Origin of the sequence: Bdellovibrio sp. HCB-162 (genome assembly GCF_047344985.1) — a bacterium.
In the GTDB taxonomy this organism is placed as follows: domain Bacteria; phylum Bdellovibrionota; class Bdellovibrionia; order Bdellovibrionales; family Bdellovibrionaceae; genus Bdellovibrio.
Genome location: NZ_CP178861.1, coordinates 1,134,553 through 1,154,675, shown reverse-complemented (window position 1 = coordinate 1,154,675; position 20,123 = coordinate 1,134,553). Strand labels below are relative to the sequence as shown.

Sequence of the window (20,123 nt, the reverse complement as noted above, 5' to 3'; positions counted from 1 at the left end):
TAGAATAAAAGGGGGCATAATATGAGTACCACACAAAATAATATTCTTATGGAGATTGCACCGCGCTTAGTCTCTGTGGGTGGTCCCGTTGTGCACCGTTTGATTCCCTACGCGAAGAAGCGCATGGTGGGGCCTTTTATCTTTTTCGATTATTTTCCTGCGACAGACTTCTCCGCGGGCCAAGGTATAGATGTTCGTCCTCATCCTCACATTGGGTTGTCTACTCTGAGCTATCTTCTAGAGGGTCAGGTTTTACACCATGACAGCCTTGGAAACAAACAAGTGCTCTCTCCGGGAGACGTCAACTGGATGACGGCAGGAAAAGGCATTTCTCACTCAGAGCGCATGCCGGAAGAGTTGCGCGACAAAGCTCACCGCTTACATCTCTTGCAGTTTTGGGTGGCGTTGCCACTGAAAGATGAAGACACAGAACCTTCTTTCACGCATCACCCGCAAGAAAGCATTCCGCGCTTTCAGGTGAACGGTGCGGACGTGGCGCTCGTAGCCGGGAGTGCGTTCGACAAAAAATCTCCGGTGAACGCTTACTCCCCGCTTTTCTTTATGGATGTGAGCTTAAAGAAAGATCAAACGTTCGAATATGATCCGGGAACACACGAGTTGGCTTTTTACATCATCAAAGGACAGCTGTCTGTGGGTAAGAAGAGAATCAATCCGGATGATTTCGTTGTGCTCGAAAAAGATTCGTCATTGAAAGTCACTGCAACCGAAGACACTCGCTTTGTTGTTTTAGGTGGAGAAGCTTTCCCCGAACCTCGGCACATTTATTGGAACTATGTTTCGTCATCCAAAGAAAAAATCGAAAACGCAAAACAACAGTGGCGTGACGGAAGCTTTCCGCAAGTCCCCGGAGAGACCGACATCATTCCGTTACCGGCAGAGTGACAACTTTTGTAGTCACCTCACTAACTGTTTGACACTCTTTTTGGGTGAGATCGAATTTAATGAGTTCCCTACCGTCTCCTTTCCGGCCTGTTCTTCGCAATTCCGCGAAGCAGTCTGGAGGAACGTATGCAAAGAAAGTTTATATCTCAGCTAATGAGTAGCGTTTTATTCCTCGCTGTGGCTCCTGTCAGCTTCGCTCATGCCGCAGATGAAATGGATGGAACTCTCTACTTAAAGACAAACAACTCCATTCATCTTTTTCTTGCTACGGAAATGCCGAACGGCGATCGTGCCCTCACGTCTCAGTTGAACGTTCCTGAAGACACCATTCTTGCTATCGATATTAAAGACATTAATGATTCTTTGACTCTTGCACAAAGCAGCCCTGAGCGCGTGAACTATCCTTATATTATTCCAGGACAAAAAAATATTCAGAAGTCACGCCTGGGTTGGGCTTGCGGAATTCGCGTGGTCGACGTGCTTGATGAAGACCTTCGTTCTTCTGACGTCATTGACCGCACGGACTTCTGTATTTCCCTGCCGGATCTGCGCCAAGCGTCGTCTTTAGAAAGTAACGGAAATGCTATCAGACAATCGTTCTTTGAATATAAAATTGCAAACACTCTTGGCAAGATGAACTCTTTGGCTAAGGAAATTGACCGTCTTCGTAAAGACCGCGAAGAGTTTGGTATTGTCGATAAAGCAGGATCTACAGAGACGATCATCAGTCCGATTAAAAATTGCGGCAAGGGCTGCATCGTAGCGACAAGTGAATTCGGAATGCGCCGCCACCCTGTTTTAAAAATCAACCGCCTGCATAAGGGTATTGACCTTCGCGCGGGTATTGGCACTCAGGTTGTGAGCGTTTATTCAGGAAAAGTTCTCGCAACTCGTACCGAGAGAAATCGTCTTACAAAGAAAGTTTCGGGTTATGGCAACTACGTGATCGTGGTTCATCCAAATGCAAAACTTGAAACTTTGTATGCGCATCTTTCAGCGTTTAAAACCAAAGCCGGTGCCAGCGTGAACCAAGGCGATTTGATTGCTCTTTCTGGCAACACGGGAATTGGCACTGCTCCTCACTTGCACTTTGAGACTCACGTGCAAAACAAACGCGGTTATACGGCCGTGAACCCAAGAAACTTTATCGGGTCCATGCTGCAAATCGTGGCTGCCTTCTTTCAGTCATTTCATTTCAATGTTTAAAAGGATACTCATGAACCGCTTTGTCTCAGCTCTGACCGCTCTTTCTTTGGTTTTCTCTTACGGAATGGCCCAGGCCCAAAACTGTGATAAAGAAATTCTGGCCCGCCATGCACGGGCTTATCACATGCAAGCCCAAGATATGCAGGTTGTTGCAGACAGTTTTAAAGAAATGCAAGAGGGTGCAAGCAAGGACCACTACAACTCTGTTGTCCTTGCGGTCGGCAGCATGGCTTTGTTATTTATCGCCGAAAGCATGGTGGCAGCAGAGGGCGCGTCGTCTTATGGTATTGTCGGAAAAGCGGGAGCGGCTCATTCCAATTTTATGGAAGGCACAGCGCAGTTCATTGCTAATAGAATCCAAAATCAATTTTTAAGTGGAGCTCTGATAGCTGCGAGCCCAGCCGTCACAATGCCTCCGGTGTCTTCTGTAGTGGCGTGGACTATTCTGGATTTGCAAAATAGAGAATCCAAAGTAGCGGAAAAGCTAGAGCATGAAAACAAAATCCTCATCACCATGTCTGAAGAGCAAATCAAATCCCGCATCGAAATCTTACGTCAACAGCAATCCGCTTTGATCGAAAAAGCCCCCAACCAACTGCTCGATGGATTGACGTTAGGAGCTTTGGATAACGCTTGGACATTAACGACATATCAAAATATGCAGTTAATTGCGGATCTCTATAAGCAACTGGCAAATCTAAAAACGACAGAACTTTTGCAATGCAAGTAAGCGCAAAAAGTTTTTTGCTGATTAAGACATGAAAATTCAATTCATTTTTAACTCGTGATCAACAATAAAGGCTCGGGTTTGAGTTTAACAGCGCTTGCGTAGAATTCTTGCGATGGTTTTCATTTCTTTGGTTTCTTCCCGATTTTTTCTTTTTACCAAATAAATGTCCCTAGCCGCACTTTTTAAAACTGCGCGATGTGTTTCGTATTCTATCAAATGAAAACCCGGCGCTCGTTGTTCATTCAGAACTGTTGCTAAAAAACGTGGAATAAAAATAGCAGCGGCTCCTGCATCGACGATTCCTAAGGCGGTGGGCAAGGAGCTTGCGCCATAAACAAGGCGGCGCTTTAACTGTTCGGGCCAACCATCTCTTGAACGAAGACTTAAGGGGTTATTTTTTATTTCTGAGTTGGGACCTACGAAGGGTATGTCTTCTAAAGGCAGTTTTCTGAAATCCCGATTATTATGGAAAACACCCATAAAGGCTTTCGTTATTTTTAAATACTCCAGATGCTGATGCGGAAATGGAACCGTCGAAATTGCAAAATCGATTTCATCCTCAAGAAGTTTCACTTCGATTTCGCCAGAGTCAAAATCATAGATACTGACAGGTGTATCGAGACTCTCCGCAACCTCGCGTGCCAACGCCACTGAAAAAATCTCTGTCATTCCGATTCTTAAAACTTGTTTAGAAACTAATGTCTCACGCGTCTTTAGCTCTTCTACCATCTCAAGAACTTTCTTACTTTTTCCGTAAAGAGCTTTGCCTTCCTCGGTGAGTTCCAGACCCCGCCCTTGCGGACGAAAAAGAGTTTGATTCACTTCACTCTGCAACAGCGTCATGGCCTTGGAAAGACCGCTGTGGGAGATATTTAAAAGCTCCGAAGCCTTAGTCAGGCTTCCCGTTTCGGCGATAAGACAAAAGTACCTCAAACGATCTGTATCCATAATTCACATAATATCATCTATTATGCACTTTTATTCAATATGTAGTTCACTTAAGTTGGCTTCCGGCTCTTAACCGTGAAAGGAATAAAAATGAAATATCTTCTTTGCTCCCTTATGTCTCTTTTGCCTGGAATCGCTTCAGCCCACGTGTTGCCACGTTTGGACGGAAACTACCAAATGAAACTTACTATTGGGGAACACCTGTTCCTGGACCAAATGAAACTCAAGGGTCAACAGAGCCCTTTGCATCTTTATCGCTTTAACGGAAACATCGTGGGAACCATCACCGTTCCCGGAATCTTTAGCTCTCCGTTGAATGGCACAGCTCAGTGCTCGCGCAAAACCTCTTCTTGCAATCTGCAATTTGAAATTCTTGCCGTCGAAGGGGGCCGCTCTTACAAAGTTATCTATAAAGCTCAGATGGCGCCGGAAAACTTCAAAAAAGCCCTTCACGGTGAGACTCCTGTTTTAACTGGAAGTGCTTACTTAGAATCCGGCGAGCTTTTGGGAAATTTCATCGCAACAAGACAATAGTTTAAGGAAGCAAAATGGGCTCACACAAGATCTTCGATGTTATTCATAATCACACGTCCATTCGCTCTTACAAAAACACGCCCGTGCCCGAGGAAACTCTGAATAAGATTTTGCTTGCGGCGACGCGAGCCTCATCTTCAGGAAATATGCAGGCGTACTCGGTTATTGTGACGAGTGATCAAAAAATAAAAGAAGAACTGTATGAGCCCCATTTTAAACAAAACATGGTGCTCGATGCTCCCCTGCTTCTGACTTTTTGTGCCGATTTCCATCGTATGAAAAGATGGATTAAGTTGCGCGAAGCCCCTGAAAACTTCGATAACTTTATGAGCTTTATGATTGCGGCCATCGACGCCGTATTAGCCAGCCAAAATGCCGCACTCGCAGCCGAAGCAGAAGGCTTGGGAATTTGCTACATGGGAACGACGTTGGCCAGCTGCGACCGCATTGCCAAAATTTTAAAATGCCCGGAGGGCGTCGTGCCTGTTGTTGGTTTTTCTTTAGGTTATCCTGACGAACACCCCGCCACTCGCGACAGGCTTCCAACAACAGCTGTGGTTCATCGTGAACAATACCAGGTGAAAACCGATGACGAGATTCTTGAATCTTATAGTGATCGAGAAACAGCAGGCTGGGAACGCTACATGAGCCATCCGGATCTCAGAAAAGCCATTGAGGACAGCGGCGTAAAAAACTTAGCGCAAGTATATACTAAAATAAAGTACACCCGCGAGTCGCATGAAATATACTCTAAGACGGTCTTTAATTGCCTGGAGAGACAGGGATTTCTTTCTCTAAAAAAGCAAGAAGTGGTGCAGTCGGCAGGACTCGAACCTGCAACCCCTTGGTTCGAAGCCAAGTGCTCTATCCATTGAACTACGACTGCACAATGAGCCTTAACAGTATCAAGTAAGCACTAAAAAAGGCAAGAGGACGCCCTTATCCGCTCTTCCTGTAATGGGAGAGTGCGTCGCTAATCTTTCACCACGAGGTGATTTTTAAGCTGATTTTGTCGTTCCGATGTCACTGGGAAGTGATGTTTCAAGTGCTCGCCGCAGTTTTCGATGGCGTTGATAAAGCCTTTGGACCACTCACCCGCTCTGAGGTTTTGGCCGAGTTGTTCTAAAACTTTGTCCCAGGTTTCTTTAGGAAGTTTTGCCGAAATGCCTTCATCCGCAAGGACGACAGCTTTTTTCTCCATCACAGAGACGAAAATCAAAACGCCTGTGCCACCTTGAGTGCGATTCACACGGTTTGTGTAAAATTCCAAGTGCGCGCGTTGGTGAACTTGCTCTACTTCATCTTTTTCAGGCACCAGGATTTTTTGAATCCAGGGAATTTTCCCGAGAATGTGTGAGAGATAATAAATCACAATTAAAAGAACCGGCCACAAGTAAACCCATGGTCTTACCCACAACCAATCACTAAATGGAAACTCCACGATCACAATCAAAAGCGTAATAAGCAAAGTCAACGTCAGCGGTACATGCCCCACAGTTGAAGATCGTTTCACAATAACAGGAACAATCTCACCTGAAGTGGATTCTTCAACACGAGAAATCGTGTCTTCAATTTTTTTAAGATCCTCATTTGAAAGATACTTATTAATCCACGCCATTAAAACTTCCTTATCGATAATCAAAGGCTGTTCAAAAAGGTCCATATGCAAGGCGGAGGGTTTTAGCTGTAACGGAGGCGTGCTACAAGCACGTCGCAGTGTAAGCTAAGGCCCGACAACGCAGTCAGATGGGCCTTTTTCAACAGCCGTCACCAGTTACCGGAAGCGCCGCCGCCTGAGAATCCTCCACCACCGCCGGACCAGCCGCCGCCGCCTCCGCCAGAGGACCATCCTCCTCCACCGTAACCACCGCCCCAGCCTCCGCCGCCACCGCGATAGAAGCGTCCTCTTCCGCCGCCGAAGCGACCTAAGATGGAGATGATGATTAACAGAGCGATGATCACAAAAACGGGAATGTCGCCGCCTTTGGATTCAGAGTCTTGCAAATTATTTTCGTCAGCAAATTCTTTATCCGCCAAACGAAGGATTTCATGAACCCCAATAACGATGCCTGTGGAATATCTTTTCGAACGAAAAAGTGGAATGACTTGATCGCTGATAATACGTTTTGCCGTGATATCAGGAATCGCACCTTCAAGACCTTGTCCGACTTCGATACGCATTGCTCGCTCTTGAGCCGAGATCAAAAACAAAACACCGTTGTCTTTTTTCTTATCGCCCAACTGCCATTTGTCAGTGATTTGAATGGAAGCTTGCTCGATCGGAAGACCTTGCAGATCCGGCACAATTAAAACTTGCACTTGTGCTTTGCCGCGACGATTGAAGTCATAAAGAAGCTGCATCAGATCTTGGCGATCTGAACGATTTAAAAATCCCACTTCATCAATCACGGGCCCCGTGAGAGCGGGAACTTTAAACTCAGTCTGAGCAAAAACGCTCAGACTGGTAAAAAATAAAAAGAAGGAAAGGGCCAAAAAGCGCATTAGAATTTAACTTCTGGAGCTTTCTCAGCCGTCGCTTTTTCCTCTGGAGTCAAATCCCACTGAGGCATTTTTTCGAAGTGATACATCACAGAGTTCGTCCAGCTTGTTGGTGGAACCGTGATCAGATTATTGAAATCACGAATGGATTCAATATAGCGCTGACGAGCAATCGTAATACGATTCTCTGTGCCTTCCAACTGTGCCTGAAGATCACGGAAATTTTGATCCGCTTTCAAATCAGGATATTTCTCAGTGACAACCATCAAACGACCCAAAGCTTGAGACAATCCCGATTGCGCTTGTTGAAACTTAGCCAACTGCTCAGGAGTCACCTTCGAAGGATCAATCTGCGTCGAAGTCGCTTTAGCACGAGCCTCAGTAACAGCCGTCAAAGTCTCCTGCTCATGCTTCGCATACCCTTTAACAACATTCACAAGATTAGGGATCAAATCAGCCCGACGTTTGTACTGGTTAGTAACCTCAGCCAAAGCCGCCTCAGTGCTATTCTTACCTTGAGGCAGAGATTGAATCCCGCAACCCACCAAAAATGGAAACGCCAAAAGAACTACTATCATCAGGTTTTTCAAGAGAGACCTCCGTTTTAGCTACAAATAGAGCCTGGATCTTGACGCGAGTTCCGCAACGAGGCGAAGAACTTCTGCAGAGCCACCACCGAACCATTCGAGTGAGGACTGTCTGAAGCGGCAAGGTCCAGGCTCTATTTGTAGCTAAAACGGAAGTGACCCTCAATGAAAACCGGATTATAGTAGCCAGATGACACGTGTGATTAAGCTCCGATACACCGAATTAGCCGGCTGCATCTTTATTGACAAGATTGCGGGCCTCAACACCCATACTCCCGAGTTCGGGCAGCGTGGTTGCGTGGAAGTGTATGAAGAAGAGCTGGATCGCAAACTCTACGTCGTGCATCGCCTGGATAAAGCGACATCGGGAGCCATGGTCTTCCCGACTTCGCAAGAATTGGCTGCTGAGATCACACATCTTTTTGAGCAGCATAAGGTCGCTAAGAAATATCTTTTTCTCACGGACAAAAAATCTTCACAGAAAGAGTTCACTTACGAATCTTTAATCACGAAAGAAAGAAATGCTTTCGTCAGCACCGTGAGCAAAGAACCGAACTCGAAAACCACTTTTAAATGGCTTAAGAATGTCGGCGACTATGATCTTTGGGAAGCTGTTCCTCATTCTGGAAAGCCTCATCAAATTCGTTTGCATGCCGAAGCTAACGGCATTGCAATCTTGGGCGATAATGATCATAACGGAACTCCTTATTTCCGCTTGTGCCTTCACTCGCTTTCTCTTTCTTTTGAACTTCGTGGTGAAAAAATTCATTTTGAAACGGATCTTCCAGAGTGGGCTAAGCACAATGAACAATCACAAACCGAAGAATTGATTTTAGCGGAAGCTTTCCAGCGCCGTGAACGCATGTATAAGTTTTCCGAACTTAAAGATGAATCATTGCGCCTCAGTCATCGTGAGTTGGATACCTACCGTATTGATCAGTACGGCGAGTACCTTTGGGTTTATTGGTACAAGGAATCGGATCCAACGGTTCAAGATCTGCTTCGCTTTGAAAAGCTTGCTAAAAAACATCAAAAGAAAATCCTCGTTCGCAAAATGCTCAACCGCGGAGAAGATCCCAATGCGGAGATTCTTTGGAATATCGGTAATACTTCGACACGTTGGACGGCGAAAGAAAATGGTGTGAACTACGAACTTCGCAGCGACACGGGATTGTCTCCGGGACTTTTCTTGGATCAGCGTGAAAATCGTCTGTGGGTGAAAGAACATGCCGAGGATCGCCGTGTCTTGAATCTTTTTTCTTACACGAGTGGTTTCAGTGTGGTGTCAGCGTTAGCTGGGGCCCAAGAAGTCTGCACCGTCGATGTATCACAAAACTTCATTGACTGGAGCAAACGCAATTTTGAATTGAATGGTTTGAATCCCGAACAAGAAAATTATGAATTCTGGGTGCAAGACTGTTTGCTATTCTTAAAAGGCACCATTCGTCGCAAAAGAAAATTTGGATTGATCATCTGTGATCCTCCTTCTTTTGGCCGCTCTAAGAGTGGTGTGTTTTCAATCAGCAAGAACTTTGATGAGCTGATGATCAACTGTATGTACTGTTTGGAAAAAAACGGTCTTCTGCTTTTCTGCACGAACTATGAAAAGTGGACGACGGGTGATTTGCATTTAAGATTGAACAAACTGAAAAGAGAATTTTCGTTTAAGATCTTGCCCGCTCCGGCGCAAGGCCTGGACTTTGAGCTCCCGGATCAGGAGCCCTTGATGAAGTCCATCATCCTTCGTAAAAACTAGGGATAAAAATCGTACTTCACATGCACGCGTTGCTCCCCTTGCAGGCCCATTTTTGAGCCGCTGGCATAAGGGGGCACAGAGCGTGCGATTTTCTTTTTTGTTTTCGGATAAGCTTTATCATCCACGAAACAATCAAAACGTTTGTCTTTGCAAAGTGATGTGAACTGCTTCTTATCGTTTTTTAAAACATATAATTCCACAGCCTTCGTCATTTTTTCCAAAACTTGCAAATCTTTGGAATCAACAACAATGCTTGAAGCCTTCGCGGGCTCCGCAGGAACTTTTTCTGTTTTCTTTGCCGTCGCTGCATGCTTTGTTTCTTTTAAATCTTCAAAGCCCGAGTCATGAGATTTTGGTTTCGTTGCACAAGCCCCGAGAAACAACATAACCAAAATAAGACTTAAATTCTTTTTCATTATTTCACCCACTCTGACCAAAGTTTTTTCTCACCGCGCGGATTTTCTTTAGCGTATTCATAAAAGGCACGCACAAAATCAGCACGTTCTTTTTGATAAGGTGCTCTCCAGTCTTTGGCGTCAACAACGGCCATCACGTCGTAGTCTTCGCTGAGTTTCGCATTTCTATTGATGATGTCATCAAACGGAACGTACTTCGCGTTGATCAGCATATCGTAAAGAACCATAAATGTGGTCGTGCGACCTTTGCCAGCGCGGCAGTGAAAATGGATCCAGGAATTTTCTGGAAGCTCGCGAACTGCCTCAATGAACCGATCTACTTCTGAATCCACCGGACGAACGTGGTCCGTCACGGTTAGGCGCACGTACTGATAACCGGCGCTGCGAACCATGCTTTCTTCTGTTTCAATGCTTTTGATTTCCACACCATTGATTTTTTCACCGACACGCAAATCACCAAGTTGACGGCGTTCACGGCGAACGGCTTCATCGTGATTCAAATCCGCATTGGCCCAATCGTGCTCTGCCTGCCACGTCACCGGGATGTCATTGATAAGACCGTGGGATTCCTGGCGGAGGTCAAACACGTAAAGAATGGCTTTGTTCTTTTTCATGGGTTTAGCGACTTCCTTGAGAGCTTTCGGGTCTAAAGTCGCGCTCCCGGACATTTTGATATCGGGATTTTTGCGATAGTTCACTGCCTTTTTCCCTGCGTACTTTGTATCAAAGACCAACTCGACAGGTTCGGTCGGCTGAGGTTTCGTCATAAAAAACGAGGATTTTGCGGCGACGGGTACCGGCTTATCACTATGATCCGTCACGACTTTCTCGGCGCAACCGGCAAGAACCGCAAGGGAGATTATCAAAGCTGTCTTTTTCATAGAGGCTCCTTCCATAGAAAAATCCTAGTGGAATTTGAGCCCAAGGACAACCCTTCAATCTAGACTCGAAGCTGGACAAAATTCCGTTTATCCTCAAAGAGCGACCTGTGAGCTCGCGGAACTGGAATACTATGAAAAAAGCGTCTCTCTTTTTAGCGTGTTTAGGTGTTCTTTCAACTCTTCCGGCTTTAGCTTCTCAAGAGCTGACAAACTTGATCCGTTGCCATGAAGCTTTGGATGGCAAAGCGGACGCTCGCACTTTTAAGCTCACAACTGATTCTGCAACACCATTTGAGTTTTCTTCCGGAAAGAAATTATATTTCGTAACAGACGAATCCATCGGAGTTCTTGAAAACAAATACGCCGACAAATCCTTAGTCATCCGTTTAGATGAAAAGAAGCAACCTTTTTACCGTGTGTTGAACTTCCAAAAAAATGGAACGCTAGGGAATGTGTCTTTTCAAGAACCAACAAAAGAACAAAAAGCACATGCTGAAACTCCGAGTGCGCAATTGGATAAATCGTCATTGGATCTATTAAAGAAAGAATTGATCCGCCAAATGAACAGCGTCACATCGGAATATCAAAACAAATACGATCCTGCCGGCACAATTGAATCTTTAAATGTCTGCCGCAAAGTCGACTCACCAGAAATGCAAAAGAGCATCGACAAGCAAGTCGCATTCTACGAAAAACTCGTACGTAAAAATGGCGGCAAAGGTTCGTATCAAAACAAATCGTCAGGAACGAAATAAAAGGTGCCAGGGGATTTTTTACGTCTACGCCGCATTACAAAAAGGTACGGCGTTCCCCTTAGGCTCTAAGCTTTAAGAATTCCGCGAGAAAACATTTCTTCTAGATATTGAGCTGCTGAGTCTTGCGTTCGCATATAGTAATAAGCCTGCAAGATTCCCTGCTCTTCTTGAGATAAAGACGCATTTGATCCTAAGCGCTTCAAGCGATCTTGAGAGATATGGTAAAGACTTAGAGCACCCGCTACAGAGATATTAAAACTTTGCACAAAGCCTGTCATAGGAATGATAATGGTTTCATCGGCAGCCGCGATCATCTCAGGGCTGACACCATCTTTTTCATTTCCTAGAACAAGAGCGACCTTACCCGAGAAATCAATTTCATGCAGGGGTTTGGCTTTCGCATCCAAGTGTGTGACACAGATTTTATAGCCCTGGGATTTTAAAGTTTTCACGCAGTCCGCGGTCTTTTTCCACTTCTGCACTTCCACCCATTTGTCGGCACCTTGCGTGACACGGTTGGCTTCTTTGAATTTTTCTTGAGTTTCAATGACGTGGAAATTTCCGAAGCCCAAACCTTCCGCACTTCTCATCACCGCAGAAATATTTCCGCGATCGTAAATGCCTTCAAGGACTACGGCTGTATCGAAATTTCTTAAAGAGACCACGCGCTCGATTTTTTGTCGGCGCTCGTCTGTGAGCAAAGGCCCGATCTTCTCAAGAATCAATTGATAGTGAACTTTTAAATTGGCGTTGATCTCTAATTCGGGCCCATAAGGAAACATGCTACCTACTTGTACAAAGACTCAGGGCTCTTCGCCAAGTCACGAGTGATATTTTTTTGGTGCGCTTCCAAAGTTCCGCCGCCGATTTCAAGCAGCTTTGCGTCTCTCCAAAGTCTTTCAACAACGTACTCACCCACGTAACCGTAACCACCCAAAACTTGGATCGCGCGGTCCGCGACGTTTTTACCCATTGTTGTTGCGACAAGTTTCACACCGTCTGAATCCAAACGGTTTCCTTCTTTGTTCAAATCCATGCGACGAGCTGTTTCGTAAACGTAAGCGCGTGCCGCTTTGTATTCCGCGTAGCTGTCAGCGATGTAGCGTTGAATTTGACCGAAGTGATTCAAAGATTTTCCGAAAGCTTCACGCTCTGTTGCGTAACGGTTCATGATCTCGATAGAGCGACGAGCAATACCCAAGCTCATCGCAGCCAATGTCAGGCGCTCGATTTCAAGATTGCGCATCATGTGGAGCATAGAGTCCCCTTCATGACCGATCAAGTTTGCTGCAGGAATATGGCAGTCTTGGAAAACAAGTTCTGCCGTGTTGGAGCCACGCATGCCAAGCTTGTCTTTGATTTTTTGTCCGACTTCAAAACCCTTGTGATCTTTTTCAACGATGAAAGTCGAAACAAGAGCGCGCCCGTGTTTTTCACCCGTTTTTGCGTAAACCAAAACCAAATCGCAAGGTGTGTTGTTTTCATCGATCGTGCCGTTAGTGATCCACATTTTACGACCGTTCAAAACATAGTCGTTTCCTGTTTTCACGGCTTTGGATTGCATGCCCAAAACATCTGTTCCTACTGCAGGCTCAGACATCGCCATCGAACCGATCCATTCTCCAGAGCAAAGTTTTGGCAGAACTCTGTGACGTTGTTCATCGCTGCCGTTCACAGCAATGTTGTTTACACAAAGCATGGAGTGTGCAAGATAAGCCAAACAGAACCCTGGATCTGAAGCCGACAACTCTTCATGCACGATCGCAGCCGCTGTCGCATCCATTCCCGCCCCGCCGAATTGTTCGGGAACTGTGATACCAAGAAGCCCCAACTCCCCGACTTTTTTGAAAAGAGCGAGATTGAATTTTTCAGAACGATCAAACTCGTGAGCCTGCGGTTCGACTTCGGCCTCTGTGAATGCCTTCACAGTTTCACGAAGCATCGCGTGTTCAGGTGTTGGATTGTAAAGATCAAACTCTTTCCAATTAAAAGACATAATGGGAACTCCTTCGACGGACGCCAACAGAGTCAGGGCCAGGCCCGGAACTGAAACAGCGTTTTATTATCTAAGTTAACTGCGTGAATCTATTGAGAGAGTGACACCGGGGCAAGGTTTTGACCACGTTAATGCGTTGCGTATACGCCATTGGCAGAGCCTATTCGGAAGAATCTGGACGCAGATCTTGAGGTTGGATCGTTTGGCGGGCAAAGTGAGAGGAAGATTTAGGAGAATTCTCACAATGAAAGCCGCAATTTTAGGCATTGGCACAGAACTCACCGATGGACAAATCGTCAATAAAAACGCTTCGTGGATTTCTAAAAAATTAAAAGCGGCGGGCCTGACAACGACGGCTCATCTTGTGGTGCCTGATGAACGAAAATTGATGCGCGAAGGTTTGGAGTTTTGCGCCTCTCATGGAGATCTTTTATTTGTGACTGGCGGATTGGGTCCCACATCTGACGACTTCACTCGCGATATCGTGACCGAATGGGTGGGAGTTCCATTGGAGTTTGACGAAACTTCCTGGAAACATGTGAATGATCGCCTGACGTCTCGTGGGTATGTCGTTAAGGACATACAAAGGCAGCAATGTTATTTTCCAAAAGGTTCCAAGGTTCTTTTTAACTCTCAGGGAACAGCGAACGCCTTTTACTTGGAAGCTCATGGTAAAAAAGTTTTCGTCTTACCCGGCCCTCCTCGCGAAATCGAAGCTGTATGGGAAGACTCGATTGCCGAGTGGCTTAAAGAAAATACCAAAAACCTAGATCCCTATATCACTCGTATCTGGGACACGATGGGCGTTGGTGAATCCGACGTCGCTGTGATTGTTGAAGATCTTTTAAAAGACGTGAAAGTCGAAAAAGGCTACCGCGTGCATCTTCCTTACGTCGAAGTAAAACTTTCTTTCTTTAAATCCCAAGAAAAAGAAATGGCCGAAGCTCTTGAAAAACTCACAGAGGCTCTGCAGTTCTGTACGATTGCTCGCGATGGGAATGATGCCGCTGAGCTTTTTGCAGAGAATTTAAAGCAAATAAAATCTGTCTGCTTGATCGACGAAGTGACCGGGCAATTTTTAATGAACCGTTTAATGCCCGTCTTGCGAGATTTTATGACGGATCAATCGTGGAGCTTTTCAAAATCCCGCGCCGTAAAAAGCCCTGCGGAACTTCATCTGCACGTGCTACCGAAAGACGAGCACAGTTGTGAAGTGAGTTTACAACACAAAGGACGTGTTCTTAAGGATATCATCGAAACCCCTTACAAAACCGCCAATATGCGAGAACGCCGTCACCAGTATTTTGCGGAGATGGCTTTGATCTTTTGGCTTAAGAACCTTGTCTAGGCTTTGTAAATAGACACTGGATCCTCCATTTTTTCATTGGAAAGTGTTTCAATTTTCTTATGAATGAGGAGGATTTATGATTAGAAAACTTAAATCCGGCGGATATCGAATTTATTCCCGCAAGATCAATCCTAAGACGGGAAAACGCAGAAACTTAGGAACATTTCCGACTCTTGCAGCCGCAAAAAAACACGAACGAGATATTCAATACTTCAAACATCACCGTTAAATAAAAAAGGACTGAGTAATAAGCTCAGTCCTTTTTAGTTTTTAAAAATTTTCGAAACTAATTATTTCTTTGGTTTGATATTTAAATTCTTTAAAGCATCGCCCAAAGAACCAAAGCCGCTGCCGGATGTCGGTTGATGCGATCTCCAAGAGTGATCTTCACCTGCGCCAGGAACGCCCAACGAAATCTTTTTATCTTCAAATTTGATTTCATCAATTTGAACTACGATTTCATCGCCGCGTTTTTTGTTTTCAAACTGCGCGCCATCGACATGATCACGCCATTTTGATTTTGGCAGAAGACCCGTGATGCCTGGAGCGATATTCACAAACAAACCGTAAGTTTCTTTTTTCTCTACTTTACCGTTCACAACAGTGCCCACAGGGAATTTTGCCGGAACTGAATTCCAAGGATTGCCATCGCCGTCAGCTTGTTTCATAGACAAAGAAATTTTCAAGCGTCCGTCGACATCTTCAATCTTAAGAATTTTTACCGTCACCGTTTGCCCCGCAGAAACGACTTCTTGCGGACTGTGCACGCGAGACCAAGTCAACTCTGACAAGTGAACCATTCCTTCAACACCCGCTTCGAGTTCAACAAAGGCACCGAATTTTTCCAAACGTGTGATGCGACCTTCAAGGATGTCACCCACTTTGCGTTTTTCCATAAAGACGCCTTCGTTTTCTGCTTTTTGTAGGTCCAAAAGCTTACGACGAGACACCACCATATTGCGTTTGTCCATCTGAGTGATCAAGAAATCAAACTTGCGACCAATGTACTCTGCCGTGTCCTGCACAAACTTAGAATCAATTTGCGAAATCGGACAGAAAGCCGTTTTGCCTTGGATGTTCACGCGAAGACCGCCGTTCACAGCCTCCATCACTGTTCCTGTCACCGGCAATTCCATATCGAAGGCGTCTTCCAAAGAATCGGTCGAAGCATTCTTCGAACCTTTTTTCGCCAAACGAATCTCGCCACCCTTCGCGGAAATCACAACAACGTCGATCATATCACCCACGTGATATTTCACTTCTTTGTTTTCATCCATAAGGTCTTTAGTAAAAATCAATCCATCAACAGGAGTTCCTGTAGAAACAAAAGATTCTTCTTTTCCGATAGAAAGAATCTCTCCGCGAATTTGATCGCCGACAGAAACACGAGTCTTCAATCCTTGCTCGGACTGAGCAAAAAGTTCTTCAAAGCTCGCCATATCTTTTGTTTCTTCAATATCATCACCGAAAATATCTTTTTTGCTCATATACACCTTTACTGCTTCAGTTTCGGGCCTCTGGCCCTACACTCTGCCCGCTGCCGCGGACTACCTTACCGCAATTAATTCTGAATATCTAGAACCGATTTTATCCTAAGCACAGCCCACGGTTGTCCCGCAATTAGGGCAACGATAGCAACCGCTCGTGAGCACTGTGTCGCTGCCGCACTCAGGACATTTCATGGTAAAACTCGGAATGACTGGTTCTGCCACGCCTTTGGGCTTATGGACATTCAGAGGTTGGCTCTGTTTGCTGCCGTCACGATAAACGGCCACGGCCTTGATTCCCAACTTCCAAGCCAGGAAATAAATATTGCTGATGTCTTCCTCGATGGCGCTATTGGGAAGATTCACCGTCTTGGAAATCGCACCGCTGATAAAAGGCTGCACTGCGGCCATCATCTTCACGTGGCTTTCCGTTGAAAGAACCCGGTGACCCGCGGCTCCCGTCGCACAATCAAAAATCGGAATATCTTCAGGATGCATCTGAGGACATTTTTCAACCGTGTTGTGATCCGCGACGTATTTTAGAATCGCCGTGATTTCCTCAGGCGAATAATCCAAAATGCGAAGAGCTTGCTCTACAGATTGATTGACGATTTGAATTTCTCCGCCACCCGAAAGTTTTTTAAATTTAATTAATGAAAAATCCGGTTCAATTCCGGTTGTATCACAGTCCATCAAAAGACCAATGGTTCCCGTCGGAGCAATCACCGTCGCCTGAGAGTTTCGATAGCCGTGTTTCGTGCCGTTATACAAAACACCCTTCCAAAGATTTTTAACGGCCTTATCTAAACCTTGAGGCAAGAAAGACCACTGAATATCTTTGACGGCCTTTTCGTGTTTTTTCATCACTTTCAGCATCGGCGCCCGATTTTTTTTGAAACCCGCAAAAGCACCTTTCGCTCGGGCCATTTCAGAACTTGTCAAATAAGCGACACCATTCATCAGAGCTGTGATGGCCCCTGCCCAGGCACGCCCCTCATCGCTGTCATAAGCAATTCCTTTGCGCATCAAGAGACTTCCCAAATTCGCAAAGCCCAATCCCAAGGGACGATAGTCATGAGAGTTCTGCGCAATTTTTTCCGTGGGATAACTTGAATAATCGACAAGGATTTCTTGCGCGACAAATAGAGTGCGAGCCGTGTGAATGAAAGCTTCAAAATCAAAACTGCCGTCTTCATTTAAAAACTTCACAAGATTGATCGAAGCCAAGTTGCAAGCGGAGTCATCTAAAAACATGTATTCCGAACAAGGATTGCTGGAATGAATTTCATCCGTGTTCGGACATGTGTGCCATTTGTTGATCGTATCGTGAAACTGAACGCCGGGATCTGCACACATCCACGCGGCATGTGTGATTCTGTGCCAGACATCGACAGCAGGAAGACCATTCAAGGCCTTTCCTGAAACACGGGATTTTAATTTCCAATGTTTACCGCCTTCAACAGCTTTCATGAAAGCATCACTCACACGAACCGAGTTATTGGCATTCTGACCAGAGACCGTGCGATAAGCTTCCCCTTCAAACTCAGGACTTAATCCTGCAGCGATAAGCATGTGCGCTTTTCGTTCTTCTTTCATTTTCCAGTCGATGAAATCCAAAACTTCAGGATGGTCGATATCAACAACGACCATCTTAGCGGCTCGTCGAGTGGTGCCACCAGATTTAATAGCTCCGGCTCCTTTATCCAAAACTTCTAAGAATGATAAAAGCCCCGAGCTTTTCCCGCCCGCTCCCGTCATTTCGTAGCGACTGCGGATTTTTGAAAAATTACTGCCTGTGCCCGATCCGTATTTAAATAATTTTGCTTCCGTTTTTGCGAGTTCAAAAATGCCTTCGATAGAATCGTCTACACTTTGAATAAAACACGCAGAACACTGCGGGCGCTCGTAGGCATTGGCGGTTGCAACAATAGATTTCTTTTTTTCATCCCACGCAAAATGCTCACTCGGAGATTCAATTTTATAAGACTCCCAAAGACCTGCATTAAACCACACGGGACTATTAAAAGCGCCTCGTTGTGACAGAAGAATATATTGAAGTTCCTTGGCAAAAACATCGACGTCTTTTTTGTTTGCGAAGTAGCCGCCTTGTTTGATCGCCGAACCTGCAACCGCTTTCACCACGCGGTTCACAAGCTGTCTGACAGAATTTTCGTGTTTTGTTCTTGGCACACCGACTTTGCGGAAGTATTTGCTGGCCGCGATATCAATGGCAAGTTGCGACCACCCCGCTGGAGCTTCGACATTTTTCATCTCGAAAAAGATTTCTCCTTTGCGGTTGCGAATTTCAGAATCTACTTTTTTCCACTCGAACATGGATTCAGGATTCTTGCCGGCAGGAACAAAATAAGTCGGACTGTGCAGAGAATGTTTTTTCATGAAGAATATTGTAATGGTTCTCTCTGGTTCCGCCAAGCAAGGCTCTGTATGGCACGGATGTTCGAGACCACACCGTCTAAAGACTAGGCACCCGATTAAGCCTTCGTAATCTTGATTAAGAGATCGTAGAAACGCTCGCTTATTACGGTCAACAAACCGTTAAAGATGTACCTATGAATCAAGAGACTATTAAAAAATCGCTGCTTATTATTAAGTCTCAACCCGGCGGCCTGGGAGCTGTCGAGGGATTTCTAAGAAATCGGGAATGGAAAGTCAAATCCACAACCAATCTTAAAGAGGCTTTGATTTTTTTGGTTCAAGAACAGCCGCAGTTTGTGATGGTGAGCATTGACCATCCCAACCGCAAAGTCCGCAATCTTCCGAAAATTTTGACCCAAGCGTTTCCCGTTTGTGTGATCGCGTTTGCGGAAGAAAGTTCGGCCGCTTCTTACAACTTACTCAGCACATGTGCGACGGAATATTTGCTGTATCCTCCTGTCACGGGTCCTGCTGTTGAAAGAACGGTTAATAAATACTACAAAGACTTGCAGACGAAGGGACTTTCTCCCCAACAGATGCGCGCGGGTCTTTCTTCCGAAGAAGACGGTGTCATCGCGATTAAAGGCGAAGGCGGATTTTCAGCACAAAATGCGCAAAGTGTGCTGGCGCAAATGTTCAGCGACGATGCTCAAGGTCTTGGTATGATTCCGGGAACAAACACGAACAATTCAGGTCCCATTGGACATGGTATCGGTGCTGGCACTTTGCATTCGCGCATGTTTGATACAGAAGCGGCAACGCCACTCTCATCCTCGCTGCAAAAACCTAATGGAAACTTACCTGGTTGGGCTCCTCTGCCGGACATAGCTACGCATAAAAAGAATCGCCTGACTCCCGAGCAGATTGAAGAAGATCCTCAAGCCACAAAAAAAGATTCCATTATCTTGCGTGGAACCAAAGAGGCTCTGGAAAATTCCTGCGTCAAAACAACCTCTGAAACGACTCAAGAAATTGAAGCTTCAACCAATGTCGCTTGCATTGTTATTGAGTCCAGTCGTTTCTCAGGCTACCTCGTGACGGCCATGGGAAAGGACAAATCTTTGGATGCCGCGTTCATTGGAAAAATCCGCGAACGTCTGTTTCGTTTTTTAAGAAATAACGGCGAAGACATTCGTGATGGCGACTCTATGGATTTAGAAATTCGCCAAGTGCCTTTTGAAGACTGGGCCTTGCAATATGCGGAATTCTTAAGAAAATCCATTCACAATGGCAACGAAGTGGCGATGGCGTTTTTCCCGCGCGCCGACATTAAATCTCGTCATGGAGATTCCGCCGCAGAAGAAATGGCCTCGATCCACCTTGAAGAGCTTGCGGGTGACGTTGCCGTGGAATTTAATGTTTATATACATCTTCCCAGGAATAATAAGTACGTTCTGTATACTCCTCGGGGAGGTGTTTTTTATCACGTTCAAAAAGAACGCCTGCAAAGCCAGGGAATTTCTCAGCTTCACATTCTCAAAGGCGATTTGAAGGACCTTGATAAATACCGCGCTCAGAACTTCCTCAATGAAAAAATCCAGGAATATGAGGAAAAGGAACGAGCTAAAGTAACAGCTTAATGCAGCAGGCATTTTTGCTGTTGACGCGAGGGCTTTGTCGGGATTAGCTCCTAAGCCATGG

At 45.4% G+C, this 20,123-nt stretch carries 19 protein-coding genes, 1 tRNA gene and 2 pseudogenes; 10 read left to right on the top strand and 12 right to left on the bottom strand.

Annotated elements, in window-relative coordinates:
- Positions 1–21: 21 nt before the first annotated feature.
- From ACLSSO_RS05630 to ACLSSO_RS05620, 3 genes are all read left to right on the top strand, one after another.
- The gene (locus tag ACLSSO_RS05630; RefSeq protein WP_413944311.1) at positions 22–903 is read left to right on the top strand and encodes a pirin family protein; all 882 of its coding nucleotides are present in this window, start codon (positions 22–24) and stop codon (positions 901–903) included.
- Positions 904–1,029: 126 nt separating this feature from the next.
- Positions 1,030–2,109: a M23 family metallopeptidase gene (locus ACLSSO_RS05625; protein WP_413944310.1), complete on the top strand. Its 1,080-nt coding sequence runs from the start codon at positions 1,030–1,032 to the stop codon at positions 2,107–2,109.
- Between the two features lie 10 nt (positions 2,110–2,119).
- Positions 2,120–2,839: a hypothetical protein gene (locus ACLSSO_RS05620; RefSeq protein WP_413944309.1), complete on the top strand. Its 720-nt coding sequence runs from the start codon at positions 2,120–2,122 to the stop codon at positions 2,837–2,839.
- An 84-nt stretch (positions 2,840–2,923) separates the two neighbouring features.
- Here ACLSSO_RS05620 and ACLSSO_RS05615 read toward each other — a convergent pair whose 3' ends face one another.
- Positions 2,924–3,568, bottom strand: coding sequence for a LysR substrate-binding domain-containing protein (locus ACLSSO_RS05615; protein ID WP_413944806.1), 645 nt, complete (start codon positions 3,566–3,568; stop codon positions 2,924–2,926).
- A 45-nt stretch (positions 3,569–3,613) separates the two neighbouring features.
- Positions 3,614–3,787 (bottom strand): annotated as a pseudogene (locus ACLSSO_RS05610) (LysR family transcriptional regulator); the annotation flags it as partial.
- Between the two features lie 90 nt (positions 3,788–3,877).
- On the opposite strand from ACLSSO_RS05610, the gene ACLSSO_RS05605 reads away from it, so the two are divergent.
- Together ACLSSO_RS05605 and ACLSSO_RS05600 are read left to right on the top strand one after the other, a co-directional pair.
- Positions 3,878–4,321 (top strand): hypothetical protein, encoded by a 444-nt coding sequence (locus ACLSSO_RS05605; protein ID WP_413944308.1) that lies wholly within the window; start codon positions 3,878–3,880, stop codon positions 4,319–4,321.
- Between the two features lie 14 nt (positions 4,322–4,335).
- A pseudogene (locus ACLSSO_RS05600) lies at positions 4,336–4,818 on the top strand (nitroreductase family protein); the annotation flags it as partial.
- Between the two features lie 313 nt (positions 4,819–5,131).
- Here ACLSSO_RS05600 and ACLSSO_RS05595 read toward each other — a convergent pair.
- From ACLSSO_RS05595 to ACLSSO_RS05580, 4 genes are all read right to left on the bottom strand, one after another.
- Positions 5,132–5,207, bottom strand: a tRNA-Arg gene (locus tag ACLSSO_RS05595).
- 87 nt (positions 5,208–5,294) lie between these two features.
- Complete coding sequence (locus tag ACLSSO_RS05590) at positions 5,295–5,939, bottom strand: TPM domain-containing protein (protein WP_295904918.1); 645 nt, start codon at positions 5,937–5,939, stop codon at positions 5,295–5,297.
- Between the two features lie 149 nt (positions 5,940–6,088).
- Positions 6,089–6,823 (bottom strand): TPM domain-containing protein, encoded by a 735-nt coding sequence (locus ACLSSO_RS05585; RefSeq protein ID WP_295904916.1) that lies wholly within the window; start codon positions 6,821–6,823, stop codon positions 6,089–6,091.
- The gene (locus tag ACLSSO_RS05580) at positions 6,823–7,398 is read right to left on the bottom strand and encodes a LemA family protein (RefSeq protein WP_413944805.1); all 576 of its coding nucleotides are present in this window, start codon (positions 7,396–7,398) and stop codon (positions 6,823–6,825) included. Before ACLSSO_RS05580 ends, ACLSSO_RS05585 begins: the two co-directional genes overlap by 1 nt.
- Before the next feature lie 199 nt (positions 7,399–7,597).
- On the opposite strand from ACLSSO_RS05580, the gene ACLSSO_RS05575 reads away from it, so the two are divergent.
- A complete protein-coding gene (locus ACLSSO_RS05575) occupies positions 7,598–9,163 on the top strand; it encodes a class I SAM-dependent methyltransferase (protein WP_413944307.1) in 1,566 nt (521 codons plus the stop codon).
- Here the strand turns inward: ACLSSO_RS05575 and ACLSSO_RS05570 are convergent.
- Positions 9,160–9,579, bottom strand: coding sequence for a hypothetical protein (locus ACLSSO_RS05570; RefSeq protein ID WP_413944306.1), 420 nt, complete (start codon positions 9,577–9,579; stop codon positions 9,160–9,162). The two genes, ACLSSO_RS05575 and ACLSSO_RS05570, sit on opposite strands and share 4 nt — an antisense overlap.
- Positions 9,579–10,460 carry a fused DSP-PTPase phosphatase/NAD kinase-like protein gene (locus ACLSSO_RS05565; protein ID WP_295904907.1) on the bottom strand — a complete coding sequence of 294 codons (882 nt, stop codon included), beginning with the start codon at positions 10,458–10,460 and terminating at the stop codon, positions 9,579–9,581. Before ACLSSO_RS05565 ends, ACLSSO_RS05570 begins: the two co-directional genes overlap by 1 nt.
- A 131-nt stretch (positions 10,461–10,591) precedes the next feature.
- On the opposite strand from ACLSSO_RS05565, the gene ACLSSO_RS05560 reads away from it, so the two are divergent.
- Positions 10,592–11,215 (top strand): hypothetical protein, encoded by a 624-nt coding sequence (locus ACLSSO_RS05560; protein WP_295904905.1) that lies wholly within the window; start codon positions 10,592–10,594, stop codon positions 11,213–11,215.
- 65 nt (positions 11,216–11,280) lie between these two features.
- Here the strand turns inward: ACLSSO_RS05560 and ACLSSO_RS05555 are convergent, their stop codons facing one another.
- Both ACLSSO_RS05555 and ACLSSO_RS05550 read right to left on the bottom strand, forming a co-directional pair.
- Positions 11,281–11,997, bottom strand: a complete 717-nt coding sequence (locus tag ACLSSO_RS05555; protein ID WP_295904903.1) for a TrmH family RNA methyltransferase — start codon at positions 11,995–11,997, stop codon at positions 11,281–11,283.
- Positions 11,998–12,002: 5 nt separating this feature from the next.
- A complete protein-coding gene (locus tag ACLSSO_RS05550) occupies positions 12,003–13,211 on the bottom strand; it encodes an acyl-CoA dehydrogenase family protein (protein WP_413944305.1) in 1,209 nt (402 codons plus the stop codon).
- Positions 13,212–13,455: 244 nt separating this feature from the next.
- Here ACLSSO_RS05550 and ACLSSO_RS05545 point away from each other — a divergent pair, with 244 nt between their 5' ends.
- Positions 13,456–14,559 carry a competence/damage-inducible protein A gene (locus tag ACLSSO_RS05545; protein ID WP_413944304.1) on the top strand — a complete coding sequence of 368 codons (1,104 nt, stop codon included), beginning with the start codon at positions 13,456–13,458 and terminating at the stop codon, positions 14,557–14,559.
- A gap of 76 nt (positions 14,560–14,635) precedes the next feature.
- A complete protein-coding gene (locus tag ACLSSO_RS05540; protein ID WP_295905574.1) occupies positions 14,636–14,788 on the top strand; it encodes a hypothetical protein in 153 nt (50 codons plus the stop codon).
- A 61-nt stretch (positions 14,789–14,849) separates the two neighbouring features.
- Here ACLSSO_RS05540 and ACLSSO_RS05535 read toward each other — a convergent pair whose 3' ends face one another.
- Positions 14,850–16,046 carry a S1 RNA-binding domain-containing protein gene (locus ACLSSO_RS05535; RefSeq protein WP_413944303.1) on the bottom strand — a complete coding sequence of 399 codons (1,197 nt, stop codon included), beginning with the start codon at positions 16,044–16,046 and terminating at the stop codon, positions 14,850–14,852.
- A 105-nt stretch (positions 16,047–16,151) separates the two neighbouring features.
- Positions 16,152–18,443: a vitamin B12-dependent ribonucleotide reductase gene (locus tag ACLSSO_RS05530; RefSeq protein WP_413944302.1), complete on the bottom strand. Its 2,292-nt coding sequence runs from the start codon at positions 18,441–18,443 to the stop codon at positions 16,152–16,154.
- 173 nt (positions 18,444–18,616) lie between these two features.
- On the opposite strand from ACLSSO_RS05530, the gene ACLSSO_RS05525 reads away from it, so the two are divergent.
- Positions 18,617–20,062, top strand: coding sequence for a hypothetical protein (locus ACLSSO_RS05525; RefSeq protein ID WP_413944301.1), 1,446 nt, complete (start codon positions 18,617–18,619; stop codon positions 20,060–20,062).
- Positions 20,063–20,123: the final 61 nt, after the last annotated feature.